This is a genomic window from Janthinobacterium sp. GMG2 (assembly GCF_033949445.1).
GTDB classification, from domain to species: Bacteria; Pseudomonadota; Gammaproteobacteria; order Burkholderiales; family Burkholderiaceae_D; genus Janthinobacterium; species Janthinobacterium aestuarii.
The window spans coordinates 220,244-237,801 of record NZ_JAXAWA010000010.1; the positions used below are offsets into that span (position 1 = coordinate 220,244).

Genomic DNA, 17,558 nt, shown 5'->3' on the forward strand with positions numbered 1-17,558 from the left:
AAAGTTTTCAGAAGGGCCATTTTGTTTCCAATATAGAAACGACATGAACAACGTGCTCATAGTGAAACGTTGTTTTTCGATCGTGCCTATTGGAAAGAGTCTGCGCCTAAAAATTTTACTGCCATCGCAGCGAAAAGAATGTCGCCGTTATGCCAGGAAAGCTCTTTTTGGTGTCATCTTGGCCACCAACTCTCGATCTTAAGCGCGTTTGTGCAAGAAGAATCAATTTATTTTCAGTAATTGTTGTCTGATTCGCCAAATTCTCCCGTTCACGCCCTCTCTTTTCTTTGTTGCAGCACGGGCAGGGCACGCTACAATAGTATTGACGTTGACGTAAACGGCACCTTGCCACCATTGCCTCGCAGCACCCATCCACACCCATCCAGTGACCGACCACCCATGCAACCGACACCGCCCGCATCCATGACGACCTATACGATTACCGAACTGGCGCGGGAATTCGACATCACGGCGCGCGCCATCCGTTTCTATGAAGACCAGGGCTTGCTCAGCCCGAAACGCGAAGGCGCTGGCGGACGCAGCCGCGTCTACACGCCGCGCGACCGTACCCGCTTGAAACTGACCCTGCGCGGCAAGCGCCTGGGCCTGGCGTTGTCGGAGATCAAGAGTCTGGTCGACATGTACGAGTCGCCGAAGGACACGCGCGCGCAGATGGACCGCTTCCTGGGCGTGCTGGCGCAGCACCGGCAGACCCTGGAGCAGCAGCGCATCGATATCGAAATGGCGCTGGCGGAAATCAGCGCGCATGAAGATGCGTGCGCGCGCATGCTGGCGGACTTGAACCTTGATAAGGCGCAAACAAACTAAATCGATGCGGCGGCGCTTACCACGCACAGCGCTTTACACGCCTCACTTTACGTTTACGTAAACGTCACAACTGAGTATCATAGCTTCACTGACCCGGCCCCCATGACCGCCACACTTATAACGACGACGAGGACGACATGCTCCATCTCCCAGGCTTGACCTTTGACCACGGCGACGACATCGCCTCGCTGCGCGAAGCGATCCAACAATTTGCCGCCGCCGAAATCGCGCCGCGCGCGGCCGAAATCGACCGTACGGACCAGTTCCCCATGGACCTGTGGCGCAAGATGGGCGACATGGGCTTGCTCGGCATCACCGTCAGCGAAGAATACGGCGGCGCCGGCATGGGTTACCTGGCGCACATCATCGCCATGGAAGAGATCTCGCGCGCCTCGGCTTCCGTCGGCCTGTCCTACGGCGCCCATTCGAACCTGTGCGTCAACCAGATCAAACGCAACGGCACGGCCGAGCAAAAAGCGAAATACCTGCCGAAACTGATCACGGGCGAACACATCGGCGCCCTGGCCATGTCGGAACCGAACGCGGGCTCGGACGTCGTCAGCATGAAGCTGCGCGCCGACTTCAAGGGCGACCGCTGGGTCTTGAACGGCACCAAGATGTGGATCACCAACGGCCCCGACGCGGACGTGCTGGTGGTGTACGCGAAAAACGACCTGGAAGCGGGTCCGCGCGGCATGACGGCTTTCCTGATCGAAAAGAATTTCAAGGGCTTTTCCATCGCGCAAAAGCTCGACAAGCTGGGCATGCGCGGCTCGCACACGGGCGAACTGGTGTTCCAGGATTGCGAAGTGCCGGCCGAAAACGTGCTGGGCGGCCTGGGCAAGGGCGTCAATGTGCTGATGTCGGGCCTCGATTTCGAACGCACCGTGCTGTCCGGCGGACCGCTGGGCATCATGCAGGCTTGCATGGACCTGGTCGTGCCCTACGTACATGACCGCAAGCAATTCGGCCAGGCCATCGGCGAATTCCAGTTGATGCAAGGTAAGCTGGCCGATATGTATTCGACCATGATGGCGTGCAAGGCCTATGTCTACGCTGTGGGCCAGGCCTGCGACCGCGCCACCACGCCGGAAGCCGTGCGCCAGTTGCGCAAGGATGCGGCCGGCGCCATTCTGTATAGTGCGGAGAAGGCCACCTGGATGGCGGGCGAAGCGATCCAGGCCCTGGGCGGCAACGGCTACATCAACGAGTATCCGGCCGGCCGCCTGTGGCGCGATGCCAAGCTGTATGAGATCGGCGCCGGGACCAGCGAAATCCGCCGCATGCTGATAGGCCGCGAACTGTTTGCGGAAACCAAGTAAGTACGGGCGCGCGACGATCGACTGGGTGATGAGCCATTCATGCGAGCACAGATATGACGCACATTGCCTTCCCCAAATTGCTCTCTTCCCAGATTGCATTCGATATCGCGCGCACCATCCGCGACGGCTTCGACAAGCATTACCGTTTGTTCCGCGAAACGAGCCAGCAAGCCAAGCGGTATTTCGAGCAAGGCGCCTGGGCCGCTGCGCAGACGGCGGCCCGCGAACGCATCGACTTTTATGACAAGCGCGTGCAGGAATGCGTGCAGATGCTGGAAGATGAATACGAAGAGTCGGAGTTGAGCGATGAAGTGTGGCGCGAACTCAAGTTGCACTACATCGGCATGCTGACGGAACACAAGCAGCCGGAACTGGCCGAAACCTTCTTCAATTCCGTCTGCTGCAACATCCTGCACCGCACGTATTTCAATAACGACTATATTTTCGTGCGCCCTGTCGTTTCCACGGAATACATCGAAACGCAGGATCCCGTCCCCACCTACCGCGTGTATTACCCGGGCAAGGATGGCTTGCGCCACACCCTGACGCGCATGGTGAGCAACTTCCAGCTCGACTGCGCATTTGCCAACCTCGAGCGTGACGTGGCCCAGGTGGAAGCGCGGCTGCAGCAGCTGTTCGGCAGCGAGCGGCTCGAGCCGAACCACCAGATCCAGGTCTTGACCAGCTTGTTCTACCGCAACAAGGGCGCCTATCTGGTCGGCAAGGGCATCAACGGCAACCGCGAATATCCGTTCGTCGTACCGATCCTGCACAACCGGCACGGCAAGCTCGTGCTCGACACGGTGCTGTTCGAGCACCAGCAGATCGCCGTGCTGTTTTCATTTACGCGCGCCTATTTCCTGGTCGATATGGAAGTGCCGTCGGCCTATGTGCAATTCCTGCGCAGCTTGCTGCCGCGCAAACCGCGCAGCGAAATCTATACGATATTGGGCCTGCAGAAACAGGGCAAGACCTTGTTTTACCGTGACTACCTGCAGCATCTGAAACATTCGTCGGACCACTTCGAAAGCGCGCCCGGCATTCGCGGCCTCGTGATGCTGGTGTTTGCCCTGCCCTCGTTTCCGTATGTCTTCAAGGTGATCAAGGATTTTTTCCCGCCGCCCAAGGAAACCACGCGCGCGCAAGTCCAGCAAAAGTATTTGCTGGTGAAACACCACGACCGGGTGGGCCGCATGGCCGACACGCTCGAGTATTCCAACGTGGCCTTTCCCCGCGCCCGTTTTGCCGAGGAATTGCTGGCCGAGCTGAAACAGTTCGCCCCCTCGCTGATCGAAGAAGACCACGAGCAGATCATCATCCGCCACCTGTACATCGAACGGCGCATGGTGCCGCTGAACATGTGGCTGAGCAATGCTGAAAAGGACGGCCGCGACGACCTGGTCGAACACGCCATCGTCGAGTACGGCAACGCCATCAAGGAACTCGTGGCGGCAAATATTTTCCCGGGCGACATGCTGTATAAAAACTTTGGCGTAACCCGTCATCAGCGCGTCGTTTTTTACGATTACGATGAAATCGAGTACATCACCGATTGCCAGTTCCGTGTCATCCCCGAGGCGCGCACGGAGGAGGAAGAAATGTCGGCCGAACCGTGGTATCCCATCGGCAAGCACGATGTGTTTCCCGAACAATTCGGCACCTTCCTGTTGGGCAATCCCCGCATCCGCCGCTATTTCATGCAGCACCATGCCGACCTGCTGACGGCGCAATACTGGCAGGCGCGCAAGCAGCGCATTGAAGACGGCCATATCGAGGACGTCTTCCCGTATCCGCAGCACCTGCGTTTTTGTATGCAGTCACCCTCCCCACCCTTAACCGGAGATCCAACATGAATGATCCAGTCGTAATCGTCGGTGCCGCGCGCACCCCCATGGGCGCCTTCCAGGGCGACTTTGCCAACGTCACCGCCAGCGACCTGGGCGCCGTGGCCATCCGCGCCGCCGTCGACCGGGCCGGCGTGGCGCCGGACGCCGTTGAACACGTGTATTTCGGCAATTGCCTGATGGCTGGCCAAGGCCAGGCGCCCGCGCGCCAAGCCTTGCGCAAGGCGGGTTTGCCCGATTCCACGGGCGCCGTGACCCTGTCGAAAATGTGCGGCTCGGCCATGCAGACGACCATGTTCGCGCATGACACCTTGCTGGCCGGCAGCGCAGACGTGGTGGTGGCGGGCGGCATGGAATCGATGACCAACGCCCCTTACCTGGTGCCGAAGGCGCGCGGCGGCTACCGCATCGGCCATGGCATGATCTATGACCACATGATGATGGATGGCCTGGAAGACGCCTACAGCCGCGATGAAAAGGGCAATGCCCGCTCGATGGGCACGTTTGCCGAAGAGTGCGCCAGCCAGTACGCCTTCACGCGCGAAGCGCAGGATGCGTTCGCCATCGAATCCGTGAAGCGCGCGCAAGCGGCCACCAAGGATGGCAGTTTCGAGTGGGAAATCGCCCCCGTGACCGTTTCCGGCCGCGGCGGCGACACCGTCGTCAGCATCGATGAAGGCCCGCAAAAAGCCCGCCTGGAAAAAATCCCGACCTTGAAAGCGGCGTTCAAGAAAGATGGCACGATCACGGCCGCCTCGTCTTCGTCGATCAACGATGGCGCGGCAGCCCTGGTGCTGATGCGCGAATCGACGGCGAAAAAACTCGGCTGCACCGTCATCGCGAAAATCCACGGCCACGCCACGCACGCGCAGGCGCCGAACGAATTCACCACGGCCCCTATCGGCGCGGTGAAAAAGCTGTACGCCAAGACGGGCTGGAGCAGCAGCAATGTGGATTTGTTCGAGATCAATGAAGCGTTCGCGGCCGTACCGATGGCCGCCATGCACGACCTCGACATTCCGCACAGCAAGATCAACATCCACGGCGGCGCGTGCGCGCTGGGCCACCCGATCGGCGCCTCGGGCGCGCGCATCATCGTCACCCTGCTGGGCGCCTTGAAAAAAACCGGCGGCAAGCGCGGCGTGGCGGCCTTGTGCATCGGCGGCGGCGAAGCGACGGCGATGGCAATCGAACTGGTATAAGCTGCTCTGTTGACGACAGGCGCGCGCGGCGTGGATACGTTCGCTGCGCGCCTTTTCATTGATTACTCAGGGAGAAAGACATGCCTACCGCATTGATCATCGGCGCCTCGCGCGGCATCGGCCACGAAATCGTCCGTCAATACCGCCACGACGGCTGGCGAGTGATTGCCACGGCGCGCACGCAAGACGCTTGCGACGCCCTCACGCAACTGGGTGCCGAAGCGCACCGGCTCGACGTGACGGACGTGGACGGCTGTGCCGGCCTGGGCTGGAAGCTCGACGATGAAAAGCTCGACGTGGCCATCCTCAACGCGGGCGTGTATGGCCCGCGCCACGACGGTACCCCCACGCAAGAAGATTTCGATGCCGTCATGCACACGAACGTGCTGGCGGCGATGCGCCTGCTGCCGATCCTGGCACCGCTGGTAGGCAGTGCCAAAGGGAAATTGGCCGTGCTGTCCTCGCACATGGGCTCCTTGAGCGAACGGGGCAACCCCAGCGGTTCGCTGTACCGCGCCAGCAAGGCCGCCTTGAATTCCGTGCTGATTGACACGTCCCTCGTGTACGGCCCGCAAGGCGTCAGCTGCGTGGCCTTCCACCCGGGCTGGGTGCGCACGGACATGGGCGGCGCCGGCGCCGATCTTTCCCCAGAGCAAAGCGCTGCCGGCATCCGCGCCACCCTGGCCAGCTTGCCAGCCACGGACAAGGCCGTGTTCCGCAATTACGATGGCAAGCCCATCAGCTGGTAATTCCACCACACACCATAAAAACAAACGAGACGACGTCCCATGATACTCAATGAAGAACAGACCATGATCCAGGAAGCGCTGCGCAGTTTTTCGCGCGAGCGCCTGGCGCCCAACGCGGCCCGCTGGGACAAGGAACATCATTTCCCGAAAGAAGAATTGCAGGAACTGGCCGCGCTGGGCGCCTTTGGCGTGGCCGTGCCGGAAGCGCTCGGTGGTGCCGGCCTCGACTACGTGTCGCTGGCCCTGGTGCTGGAAGAAATCGCCGCCGGCGATGGCGGCACGTCGACCATCATTTCCGTCAACAATTGCCCCGTGTGCAGCATCGCCATGATGTACGCCAACGACGCGCAAAAGGAACAATGGCTGCGCCCGCTGGCGCAAGGCACGATGCTCGGTGCGTTTTGCCTGACAGAACCACACACGGGCAGCGACGCCTCGGCCCTGCGCACGACGGCCACCCGCGATGGCAATGAATACGTAATCAACGGCACCAAGCAGTTCATTACCAGCGGCAAGTATGCGGACGTGGCCATCGTCATGGCCGTCACCGACAAGGCGGCTGGCAAGCGTGGCATCAGCGCCTTCTGGGTGCCGACGAACACGCCTGGCTACATCGTGGCAGGACTGGAACAGAAGATGGGCCAGCACTCGTCGGACACGGCGCAAATCCTGTTCGAGAATTGCCGCATCCCGGCGGAAAATCTGATCGGCGAAGAAGGACAAGGCTACAAGATCGCCCTGTCCGGCCTGGAAGGCGGACGCATCGGCATCGCCTCGCAAGCCGTGGGCATGGCGCGCGCCGCGTATGAGGCGGCCCTGAGCTATGCGCGCGACCGGGAAAGTTTCGGCAAACCCATCTATGAACACCAGGCCGTGCAATTCCGCCTGGCCGACATGGCCACGCAGATCGAAGCGGCGCGCCAGCTGATACGCCACGCGGCGGCCATGAAGGATGCGGGTCTGTCCTGCCTGAAGGAAGCGGCCATGGCCAAGCTGTTTGCGTCGGAAATGGCGGAAAAAGTGTGCTCGGACGCCATCCAGGTGCACGGCGGCTACGGTTATGTGTCCGACTTCCCCGTCGAGCGCATCTACCGCGACGTGCGCGTGTGCCAGATTTATGAGGGGACCAGCGATATTCAGAAGATTTTGATTGCGCGGGCTTTGTAAACCCCAAGGCAAATGCTGGGGTCAGACCCGGCGGGTCTGACCCCGGGCGACCGCCAACTATGGACGAAAAAAAGCCCGCTAAAACGCGGGCTTGTTCCAATGTATTACCAATGCTTTAATCGTGTCATGGACGCCAGTGCTATCTGCAAAGTGCCTCCTGATTTTCGGACTCCCATGCTATCTGCATGGTGACTCCAAGTGTAAATCGACCATCGTATCCGGAATTACAAAATCCATTTCTTCGCACTGTCACGCCATCGACATTACACCTGTCGGTCGCCGCGCTGAAACTGGATGGTGAGATAATTTGCTGCCAAATCTCAATCACTGAACGGAGTATAGCACAGCTTCTTGTGCGGTGCAATAATCTTTTTAAATCAAGTCCTTAGCGCCAGCGGCTTGTCTTCTTCGCCGCCACGGGCCACTCTTTCGTATTCGGAAATCACTTGCGCGCCCAGCAACAGCAAGGTGGCGCCGATTTCCAGGCTGAACATGACGACGATAGCCGTCGTCATCGAGCCGTAGACAATATTCACTTGCGACAAGGTAGAGAAATACCAGACCAGCACGTGGCGCGCAATTTCCCACAGCAGGGCCGCCGTCACGCCGCCGATCAGCGCATGCGTGATCGATAATCGCCCCACCGGCATGACCAGGTAGATCGAGCTGAGCACGAGGATTTCGCCAGCCAGCCCCAGCAAATACAGCAGCACGCCCGATACCCCTTCCAGGCCCCAGTCATGGCGCAGGAAACGCACGCTTTCCTCGCCCATCACTTGCAGGCTGCCCGCCACCAGGGTGATCAGCAAAATACCGATACCCAGGCACAGGATGTAGCAATACGGCAGCACGGCGGAAATGAGGAAATGGCGGCGGCGGATGGCGACGCGGTGGATGAAGATCACGCTCATGGCGTTTTCCAGCACGGTAAACGCCAAGGAACTGAAAAACAGCATGGTCAGCAGCAAGAGCCAGCCGATCACGCCCCGGTTGTTGAGGAAATGCGCGACCTCGGCCACGATGGCTTTCGATTGCCCGGGCACCAGCCATTCCAGGTAATGGCCGATGGTTTGCAACAATTCGTCCTGCGCGATCACGTGCGACAGGGCCACCACCACCAGCATCAGCAGGGGCACGATGGACAGCAGCGAGTAGTACGCGACGGCGCCCGCCAGCAGCAAGCCCTGGTTGGCGCGGAAACCCTTCAGCACCTGCAGCACGAAGGCCAGCGGGTGGCTGAGGATGTAGGTACTGGCGTGGCGGTTGATCATGTCGGGTACGGTGAAGAAGGCGGCGGGCCTCGTGCCACGCCTGCATTCACACTAGCATACTGACAAGCGCCCCGCTGCACCGTACGCTAACAGACGGCCGGCTCCAATAAGGTCAAGGTTTGCCGGTCCGCATCCAGGGTCGCGAGGATGCCCATCGGTAGCGTGAACTGGTGGCGGATGTGGCCAAACGAATAGCCGCTGACGGCCGGCACGCGCAAGGGCTGCAAATGCTGGTCTACGGTGGCATCGAGGGTCAGCGCGGTATCGCCCTCAGCCGCCTCGCAATGCTCGAAGATGCCCAGCATCAAGGCCGCGGCCTTGTTGAACCCCGTGGACAGGTCGAGCTGGCACAACATCCTGTCGATGCGGTACGGCACTTCATTGATTTCTTCGAGGAACAAAATATGCTCGCGGAAATCGGCCGCATACGGCGTGCCGGCCAGCGCGCTGACCATGCACAGATTGCCGCCCGTCAAGCGCCCCGTCGCCTGGCCGCCGTGCACGGTACGGATGGCGAAGTTCGGCTGCGTCTGCGCGCGGCGGTGATTGTCGAGCGCCATCGGGATCGTGTACTGCTCTTGCGGCGTCATCAGCACGTTTTGCAGCTGCGTCACCGTGTACTCGGAAAACGTGGACGAGGCCACGGGGCCGTGGAAGGTCACCAGACCCGTCTGGCGGGCGATGGCTAGGTGCAGGGCCGTGATGTCGGAATAACCGATCAGCACTTTCGGGTTGGCGCGGATCAAGGCATAGTCGAGCAGCGCCAGCAGCGAAATGCAGCCGGAGCCGCCGCGTATCGCCCACACGACCTTGACGTCCGGGTCGCGGAACGCCGCGTGCAAGTCGTCGAGGCGCTGCTGCACCGTGCCCGCATAGTTGCCGTGCACGGCGCGGATATTGGCGCCCAGGCTGGCGCGCAAACCCAGCGATTCGATATTGCGTACGGCCTTGGCAATGGCGTCTTCGTCCGTAAAACCACCCGGCGCGATGATGGCGACCAGGTCGCCCTGGCGCAAACGCGCCGGCTTGATCAATGCGTGTTGCTGTTGCATGCGTTTGCCCTTCCCTTGCGCGGCCGCCGCCAACACCGGTGTGCCTGCCGCCCCCAAGGTGGCGGCCAGCAGGCCGCCGAAGCGGCGCCGGCTGAGATTGGTCTGACTGGACATGCGGCCCTTTCCTGGAATAAAAACGGCGACGCCAGGCGCCGCCGCACGAGGTTAACACGCCAGCGGGATCGCCGCCGGCATGACCGCCTTACATGAACTTGTACTTCAGCTGGAACGACAGCGAACGGCCGCGAGGATCGGCCACGCGCGGATCCCAGCCGGCGCCCACCACTTCATCCACGTTGTGCGCGGTGAATGGCGGATCGCGGTCGAACAAGTTCTGGATGCCCACGGTAATCGTCGTATTTTTGAAGCCCGTGTAGGTGCCCGACAAGTTATACGTGGTGTAGCTGGACACGTCCGGCTTGAAGCCCGGTGGCGGTGCGCCCTTGCCGCCATTCGGCAGCTGGTCCTTGTAGCCCGACGAAAAACTCTGGATCAGCAAGCCGCTCCAGTCGCCGCGCGACACGCCAAAGCTGGCATTGTGTTTCCAGCGCAGGTACAGATCGCGCGTATAGAACTTGCCGACCAGTTCCTGGTATTCCTGGCCCTGGTATTCCGCAAACTTGAAGCTGTCCATATACGTGCCGTCCAGGGTCGCCGTCCATTTCGCGTCCTGAATCTTGCCTTCGCCACGCAAGCCCACGTCGAGGCCGCGCACGCGGCTGCCTGCCGCATTGATCCAGCCAGCCTGCACGTACTCGATGGTGCCGTCCGGATTGCGGTGGATGTACTGGTTCAGCGCCTGGTAGTTGGCCAGCACGATTTGCGGCGTGCGGTTCAGGATGCGGTCCTTGGTATTGATGGCCCAGTAATCGAACGAGGCCGAATAGCCCTTGAATGGCTCGATGACAAAACCGACGCTGCCCTGCTTCGACGTTTCCGGCTTCAGGTTCGTGTTGCCGCCCGTCCTGTAGTCGAGGCGGTCGATGGCGCAATACTCGGGCACGCCCGGATGCTTGGCGCAGCCTTCCTGGTCGATCACGCCGTTCGGCAATTCCTGGCTCAGCGAACCCGAATACAGCTGCTGGAAGCTTGGTGCGAGGAAACCCTTGCTGGCCGAACCACGGAACAGCAGGAAGTCGGTCGGCTGGTAGCGGAAGGCCACTTTCGGATTCGTCGTCGCGCCGACCAGGCTGTAATCGTCGCGGCGAATGGCCAGCTGCATTTCCAGATCCTTCGTGACCGGCACCAGCAGCTCGGCATACACGGCCTTGACGGTACGGCTGGCATCTTTTAATGCGGCATTGCCTGGCGACAGCAAAATCTGCGTGGCATCAACGTCTTGCGCAAAGCTGTAACCTTCGCGGCGCAAGTCAAAACCGGCCGCCATGGCCAGCGCACCGGCCGGCAGCTGGAACAGCTCGCCCGAAACGGAACCGTCGATCTGCGTCAGGGTCGTCTTGCCGTGCTGGAAGTCACCACGGAACTTGGTCGATTCGATCAATTGCTTGGCCGCTTCCGTCTGGCTCTGGCCGGCGCCCACCCATGGATTGATGATGCCGCTGGCCAGGGCCGCGTACAGCTTGTCCGTGTAGGAATAGCCATCCGTCAGCTTGGTCTTGGTGCTGCTTTCGGCGCGCGAAATGCCGGCCTTGTAATCCCACTTGCCAAAGTTGCCTTCAAAGCCCACCAGCACGCGGGCATTGTCTGTCGTGTTTTCCTGCGTGCGGTTGCCCACGTCATTGGCGCGCCATTTGTAGGAAATCGGCTTGGTCCTGTCGAAAGAAGGGATGTAGGCCGACAGATCCTGGTAATACGCGCCACCGACCGGATACAAATTCTTGTTGGCAACGGTCGCCTGCACCTGCATCGGCGTCAAAATGGCCGTGGCCTTGGTGCGCGAACCGAGCACTTCGACAAACATGCGGTGGTCGGGCGCCAGCTGGAAGGTGCCGCGCGACAACAGATTGGCACGTTCAACGGGGAATTGCAGCACATAGTCGGCGCCATAGTCATACGCGCAGGAATACGTGGTGCGCAGCGGCGAGGTCACGTCTTTCCACAGTGCCGTCTGGTACTGCGACATGCCGGCGATGCTGTCGCACTTGCCCTGGAAACTCAAGGGATTGGCTTGCAGGTATTTATTCGCATCGCCTGGCAGCTGGAACGAGGCGCCCAGCGCCGTGCCGGCACCCGCCATCTGGTTGGCAAACGGCGTGCCCGTCGTATCGGGCGACAGGCCGCGGCCCGGCTGGAAGCCGTTGACGAAGGAGCGGTCGCGGCCATTGAGCTGCTGCGCCTTGTCGACGGTCAGGCTGGCCATGATGTTGTAGCGGTCGCTTTCGAGCGAACCCGTGCCGGCCAGCAGCGAGGCGCGGCGCGTGGCGCCGCCGCCTGCCTGCGTGTCGTTGGTGGAGACGGACGCTTCCACGCCGCTGTAATTGGTTTTCAAAATGAAATTGATCACGCCGCCGATGGCGTCCGTGCCGTAGATGGCCGAGGCGCCATCCTTGAGGATTTCCACGCGCGAAATCGCACCCAGCGGGATCGAGTTCAAGTCGACCGACTTGCCGCTGGCGCCGTGCGTGGCGATGCGGCGGCCGTTCAACAGCACCAGGGTGCTCGACGGTCCCAGGCCGCGCAGTGAGGCGAACGAAGCGCCACCGCTGACCCTGTCGGCATCGGCGCCAAACACGTTATTGCCCGAAGTCATGTTATCGGCACCCGTGCCATTCGCTGACAGGGTGCGCACCAGTTGCTCGGTCGTCGTGATGCCCTGTTTTTCGATCTGGTCAAAGGTAATGACTTGCACGGGCAACGCGCCTTCCTTGGCCACGCGTTTGATGCTGCTGCCCGTCACTTCGACCCGTTGCATCGATGGCGGCGCCGCTTCCTGTGCGACGACCGGCCCCACCACCCCCATCAATGCCACCAACTGCGCTAGCTTTTTCAATTTCACAGGTCTTCTCCTTGTTGGGCAATCGAAACTTGAGTCATCAAGTCAGGCTGTATAGATATGTCGCAACGTCTGTCTCGCAGTACATTTTTTTATGACAATTGCGCATGACTTTATTTGTTTTCATTTTCAGAGTAGCGCGATGCATCCGCGGCCAGCCAATGAAAAATGCTTTCCTAACCATAACTTTTTGGAATGAATGCCCTTTTCAGTGACATGGTCACTTGCCTGCGGGGCTACCCTTGGCTTTATCCACGTCCAGATAGCGCCAGGACGTGAATTCCACGGGGTGGCGCCTGTAGTTTTTTAGCCACGGTTGTTGCAGGTCGGCAGAGATGGGATGCGTCAGCAACACCCACGGCGTGTAGGCGTGGATCAGCTGAAACAGGTCGAAGTACAGACTGCGTCGGCGCGGCGTATCGGATAGCAGGCGCGCCTCCTCATAGCGTTTATTGTAATCGGGCAAGTTGAAGCGGGCATAGTTGGCGCGGCCACTGTTGGGACCGTACAACAATTGCATAAAGTTATCACCATCGGGGAAGTCGGCGATCCAGTTGGTCTCGAACATCTGCACCTTGCCCAGGCGCGACGCCTTGATGATTTCCGTCTTCTTGTCGCTTTTAAACTCCACGCGCACGCCGATGGCGTTCAGGTTGCGGCGCCACAATTCGTCGCGCAAACGTCCCACCGTGCTCGGCTCCGTATGCATGGTGAGGATCAAGGGCGTGCCGTCCGGCTGGGTGCGGAAACCGTCTAGACCCGCCTTGTAGCCGAAGCGGTCGAGCAGGGCGCGCGCCAGGGCTGGATCGTAGCCGACGGGGCTGCGGTAGCTCTTGTCGTAACCGCGCACATTCGGTGGTAACGGCGACTGGGCCGGCAAGGCCAATCCCTTTTTCAATAGCGCGATGTCTTCGCGGCTGTTGTAGCTGAGGGCGATGGCGCGCCGCAGGGCCAGCTTGTCCTTGCTCGTGCCGCCCAGTACGGGGTCGTCCATGTTCATCCACATGTAATACGTCTGCAGCACGGGAAAGCGCGTCAGCTGCATGCCTTTGGCGGCCAGCGCCGGTTTCAGCGCGCCGTTTTCCAGCACCATGTCCGTCATCGATTCCGGCACTTGCTCCAGGTAATCGAACTCGCCCTTCAAAAAACCCAGCATGCGCGATTGATATTCCTCGACGATGCGCACCTCGATGCGCTCGACCAGCGGTAGTTGCTTGCCTTCCAGTGCCGTCGCGATGGCGCGCGCGTCGACCGGCAAGGCGGCCAGCGCCTTGGTTTCCGTATGGAACACGGTGGCACGGAAAGTCGGATTGGCTTGCAGCACGATCTTGTCGCTGCGCTTCCACTCCTTCACCAGGAACGGCCCCGTGCCCACGGGATGGTTGCCGATCTGCCCTGCCGCCGGGTACGCTTCGGCCACTTCGCGCGCCACCACGGCGGTCGCCGGCATGGCCAGGTAAAACAGGAAGTTCGGGTCGACGCCGTTCAGGCGGATGCGCAGGGTGTATTTGTCCAGCGCCTGCAAGCCGGCAATCGGCGTGTCGTAACTGAATTTTGTTTTCAGCGCCGCATCGCCCACCAGCTTGTCTTCCAGAAGGAACAGCCACGGCGACTTCAGGCTGGGGTCATACAGCCGCGTCAGGCTGTACACATAATCCTGCGCCGTCACTTCGCGCGGCTTGCCCTTGAAGGCGGGATCGGGCGTAAAGAATATGCCGGGCTGCAAGTGAAAGGTATAGGTGCGTCCGCCATCTTCCACGGTCGGCATGGCGCGCGCCGTATTGCCCTGCAGTTGCACGGGGCGCGCCAGGTAGTCATAGCGCAGCAAGGGATCGAAGATGTTTTCCATCAAATTCAGGCTGGCCAGGTCCGACGCCACGGCCGGGTCCAGGCCCGTCTCGCTGGTGCTGAGGAACAGGTGCAAGGTCTTGTTCGCGCGGGCATCGGCGGCGGCGTGGGCCGGTACGGTAAAAAGCGTCAACAGGGCCAGGCCGGCGGCGCAGGTGGTTTTGCGTAAAAACATCATCAGTAATCCAGTGCAGACAAGGGTAAGGAACAGCGGTAAGCGACAGGCATCCCCCACACTACGCGGGCACGCTGCGGGGCGCCAATGAAAACAGGCTGCCAGCTTATAACTTTTTGGCATGCGATTGCTGCATTCTTTCATCAACTCGCATCGGGCTGCCCCTATACTTTGTTTGCAGACATTTTTCACTCCCGACACACAGAACTGATCGAATATGGCACTTAATTACATCTGGTCCGGCTTTTTCCTCGTAGGCTTCCTGGCCGCAGTGCTGCAGTGGCTGTTCCTCGGCGATACCGATATCTTCAAGCGCATCATCGACGGCACCTTCGAGACGGCGCGCATGGGCGTGATGGATATCGCCCTGCCGCTGGCGGGCGTGATGACCTTGTGGCTAGGCATCATGAACATCGGTGAAAAGGCGGGCATCGTCGGCTGGCTGGCGAAAGTCATCGCACCGTTCTTTTCGCGCATCTTCCCGGAAATTCCCAAGGACCATCCAGCCACGGGCCACATGGTGATGAATTTCTCGGCCAACCTGCTGGGCCTGGACAATGCGGCCACGCCGTTCGGCTTAAAGGCCATGGAAAGCCTGCAAACCTTGAACCCGAACAAGGAAGAGGCGACGAATGCGCAGATCATGTTTTTGGTGCTGCACACCTCGGGCCTGACCCTGATTCCGCTGGCCATCATGGCTCAGCGCTCGATCCTCGGCGCGGCCGACCCGTCCGACATCTTTATTCCCTGCATGATCGCCACCTATGTGGCCACCATGGTCGGCATCATCACGGTGTCCATCAAGCAGCGCATCAACTTGCTCAACCGGGTCGTGCTGGGCTGGATGGGCGGCATGACGAGCGCCATCGTCGCCATGATCTGGTACTTCACACAATACCTGACGAAACAGGAAATCGAACTGGTCTCGAAAGTGGTCAGCAACCTGGTCTTGATCAGCGTCATCGCCATATTTATTATTGGCGCGCTGCGCAAGAAAGTGAACGTGTATGACGCCTTCATCGAAGGGGCAAAGGGCGGCATCCAGACGTCGATCACCGTGATTCCCTATCTGGTCGGCATGCTGGTGGCCATCAGCGTGATCCGTAACGCGGGCGTGTTCAATTTCCTGATGAGCGGCATGAACTGGTTCTTCGCCAACCTGGGCATCAATACGGACTTCGTGCCCGCGCTGCCGACGGCCATGATGAAGCCGCTCAGCGGCTCCGGCTCGAAAGCCATGATGATCGATGCCATGAATACCTATGGCGTCGACTCGTTTGTCGGCCGCCTGGCCTGCGTCTTCCAGGGCTCGGCCGACACCACCTTCTATATCGTGGCCCTGTACTTCGGCTCGGTGGGCATCCGCAAGACGCGCTATGCCATCACGGCCGGCCTGATCGCCGATCTGGCCGGCGTGATCACCGCCGTCTTTGTCGCCTACGTCTTTTTCCACTAAGGAGCACCATGTTACGTCCTGTCCTGATGGCGGCACTGTTGGCGGGTCTTGGCCTGTCGACTGCGCACGCGCAATTGCCCGAATCCGTCAGCCTGCTGCTGCGCAGCGCGAATATCCCCGAAGACGCGATGGGCGCCATCGTCCTGCGCGGCAACACGGTGGTGATGTCGCATGGCGCCGAGCGCAGCATGCAGCCGGCCTCCACCATGAAACTGGTGACGACGGCCGTGGGCCTGGAGCAGCTCGGGCCCATCTTCCGCGGCCGCACGGAACTGCGCACCAGCGCCGACGTCATCAATGGCGTACTGAAGGGCGACTTGATCCTGCGCGGCGGCGCCGACACGGATTTCAATGCGAACGTGCTCGAGCACATGCTGCAAACCTTGCGCACGCAAGGCATCGTGAAAATCAAGGGCGACCTGATCCTCGACCGACAGCTGTTCCAGCCGGCCCGGCCCGACATTGGCGCGCCGCCCTTCGACGAATCGGCCGAGTTCCGCTACAACGTCATTCCCGATGCCTTGCTGCTGAACACTAATCTGCTCGATATCAATATCAACTCGACGGACCGGCAATTGAGCATCCTGATGCAGCCGGCGCTCGAGAACGTCAGCGTCACGAGCGACATGAAGCTGATCAAGGGCAGTTGCGCCAGATGGGAAGACGGCTGGCGCCCGCCCGAATACCGGCGCGATGCGAGCGGCAAGCTGCAAGTGATACTGCATGGCACCTTCCCGCAAAATTGCAGCAAGGCTACCAGCATCAATGTTCTTGATCGCAACGATTACGCGGACCGCTTGTTCCGTGCCACCTGGAAACGCCTGGGCGGCACGATCACGGGCACGGTGCGCGAAGCGCCGGCAACCGGCTTGCCGCCGACGGCCGAACCGGTCGGCACGCGCATGCTGGCCGACCACGTGGCGCGCGCCTTGCCGGAAGTCTTGCGCGATATCAACAAGACGTCCGACAATACCCTGGCCCGCACCCTGTTCATGAGCCTGGGCAGCTTGCAAAGCGATGGCTGGCTGGGCAGCCGCCCCGTCGCCATGGCGGTGCCGGAAGACACGGCCACGCGTGCGCGGCAAGTGATCCAGGAATGGTTCCAGCGGCATCAGATCGACACCCAGGGCATGCTGGTCGACAACGGTTCCGGCTTGTCGCGCACGGGACGCATTGCGCCTGCGCAAATGGCCGGTGTCCTGCAGGCGATGCAGCAAAGTCCGTGGGCACCCGAGTTCCAGTCCAGCCTGCCCATCGTCGCGCTGGACGGCACCATGCGCAAGCGCCTGTTGAACAGTCCAGCGGCCGCACGGGCCCGCATCAAGACGGGAACATTGAAGAATGTGGTGGCCATCGCCGGCTATGTCCCCGACGCCAACAACCAGCTGTGCGTGGTGGTCGCCATGATCAATAGCGACCTGGTGGGCAACGGCAATGGCCGCGCGGCGGTTGATGCGCTGATCGAGTGGGTCGCCAGGAGCGGCGTCACATCGGTGGTTGCCGGCCAATAAAGGGAAGCAAAGACAGAAAGACAGCGCGTAGCGCTGCTTTTTTTCGTTTGTCACCTGTTTGTCACCTGGCTGCTGACTTGTCGGATTACGCTACGCTAATCCGACCTACCCGCTACCGGCCATCCAATAAACGTAGGTCGGCTTAGCGCTGCGTAAGCCGACCAGCACCCGCGGCGCCCA

The 17,558-nt window shown here is 60.7% G+C and carries 12 protein-coding genes; 8 read left to right on the forward strand and 4 right to left on the reverse strand.

Annotated elements, in window-relative coordinates; translation table 11 throughout:
• Positions 1-423 precede the first annotated feature (423 nt).
• The 6 genes from SKZ59_RS27745 to SKZ59_RS27770 all read left to right on the forward strand — a co-directional run bounded on the left by SKZ59_RS27745 (position 424) and on the right by SKZ59_RS27770 (position 7,112).
• Complete coding sequence (locus SKZ59_RS27745; protein WP_034753754.1) at positions 424-828, forward strand: MerR family transcriptional regulator; 405 nt, start codon at positions 424-426, stop codon at positions 826-828.
• Between the two features lie 137 nt (positions 829-965).
• A complete protein-coding gene (locus tag SKZ59_RS27750; RefSeq protein WP_034753750.1) occupies positions 966-2,150 on the forward strand; it encodes an isovaleryl-CoA dehydrogenase in 1,185 nt (394 codons plus the stop codon).
• 53 nt (positions 2,151-2,203) lie between these two features.
• Positions 2,204-4,003, forward strand: coding sequence for a bifunctional isocitrate dehydrogenase kinase/phosphatase (gene aceK / locus SKZ59_RS27755; protein WP_319993552.1), 1,800 nt, complete (start codon positions 2,204-2,206; stop codon positions 4,001-4,003).
• The gene (locus SKZ59_RS27760) at positions 4,000-5,196 is read left to right on the forward strand and encodes an acetyl-CoA C-acyltransferase (protein WP_319993553.1); all 1,197 of its coding nucleotides are present in this window, start codon (positions 4,000-4,002) and stop codon (positions 5,194-5,196) included. Before aceK ends, SKZ59_RS27760 begins: the two co-directional genes overlap by 4 nt.
• 80 nt (positions 5,197-5,276) lie before the next feature.
• Positions 5,277-5,945, forward strand: a complete 669-nt coding sequence (locus tag SKZ59_RS27765) for an SDR family oxidoreductase (protein ID WP_319993554.1) — start codon at positions 5,277-5,279, stop codon at positions 5,943-5,945.
• 39 nt (positions 5,946-5,984) lie between these two features.
• Positions 5,985-7,112, forward strand: a complete 1,128-nt coding sequence (locus SKZ59_RS27770; protein ID WP_319993555.1) for an acyl-CoA dehydrogenase family protein — start codon at positions 5,985-5,987, stop codon at positions 7,110-7,112.
• 377 nt (positions 7,113-7,489) lie between these two features.
• Here the strand turns inward: SKZ59_RS27770 and SKZ59_RS27775 are convergent, their stop codons facing one another.
• From SKZ59_RS27775 to SKZ59_RS27790, 4 genes are all read right to left on the reverse strand, one after another.
• Positions 7,490-8,383 carry a YihY/virulence factor BrkB family protein gene (locus SKZ59_RS27775; RefSeq protein ID WP_034753736.1) on the reverse strand — a complete coding sequence of 298 codons (894 nt, stop codon included), beginning with the start codon at positions 8,381-8,383 and terminating at the stop codon, positions 7,490-7,492.
• Positions 8,384-8,469: 86 nt separating this feature from the next.
• On the reverse strand, positions 8,470-9,549 hold the full coding sequence (locus SKZ59_RS27780) for an LD-carboxypeptidase (RefSeq protein ID WP_319993556.1): 1,080 nt from the start codon (positions 9,547-9,549) through the stop codon (positions 8,470-8,472).
• An 88-nt stretch (positions 9,550-9,637) separates the two neighbouring features.
• Positions 9,638-12,391, reverse strand: coding sequence for a TonB-dependent receptor (locus SKZ59_RS27785; RefSeq protein ID WP_319993557.1), 2,754 nt, complete (start codon positions 12,389-12,391; stop codon positions 9,638-9,640).
• A gap of 217 nt (positions 12,392-12,608) precedes the next feature.
• Positions 12,609-14,411 carry an ABC transporter substrate-binding protein gene (locus tag SKZ59_RS27790; RefSeq protein ID WP_413774608.1) on the reverse strand — a complete coding sequence of 601 codons (1,803 nt, stop codon included), beginning with the start codon at positions 14,409-14,411 and terminating at the stop codon, positions 12,609-12,611.
• 217 nt (positions 14,412-14,628) lie between these two features.
• Here SKZ59_RS27790 and SKZ59_RS27795 point away from each other — a divergent pair, with 217 nt between their 5' ends.
• A complete protein-coding gene (locus SKZ59_RS27795; protein ID WP_034753725.1) occupies positions 14,629-15,867 on the forward strand; it encodes a nucleoside recognition domain-containing protein in 1,239 nt (412 codons plus the stop codon).
• Positions 15,868-15,875: 8 nt separating this feature from the next.
• Positions 15,876-17,378: a D-alanyl-D-alanine carboxypeptidase/D-alanyl-D-alanine-endopeptidase gene (gene dacB / locus SKZ59_RS27800; RefSeq protein ID WP_319993559.1), complete on the forward strand. Its 1,503-nt coding sequence runs from the start codon at positions 15,876-15,878 to the stop codon at positions 17,376-17,378.
• The last annotated feature ends 180 nt before the right edge of the window (positions 17,379-17,558 follow it).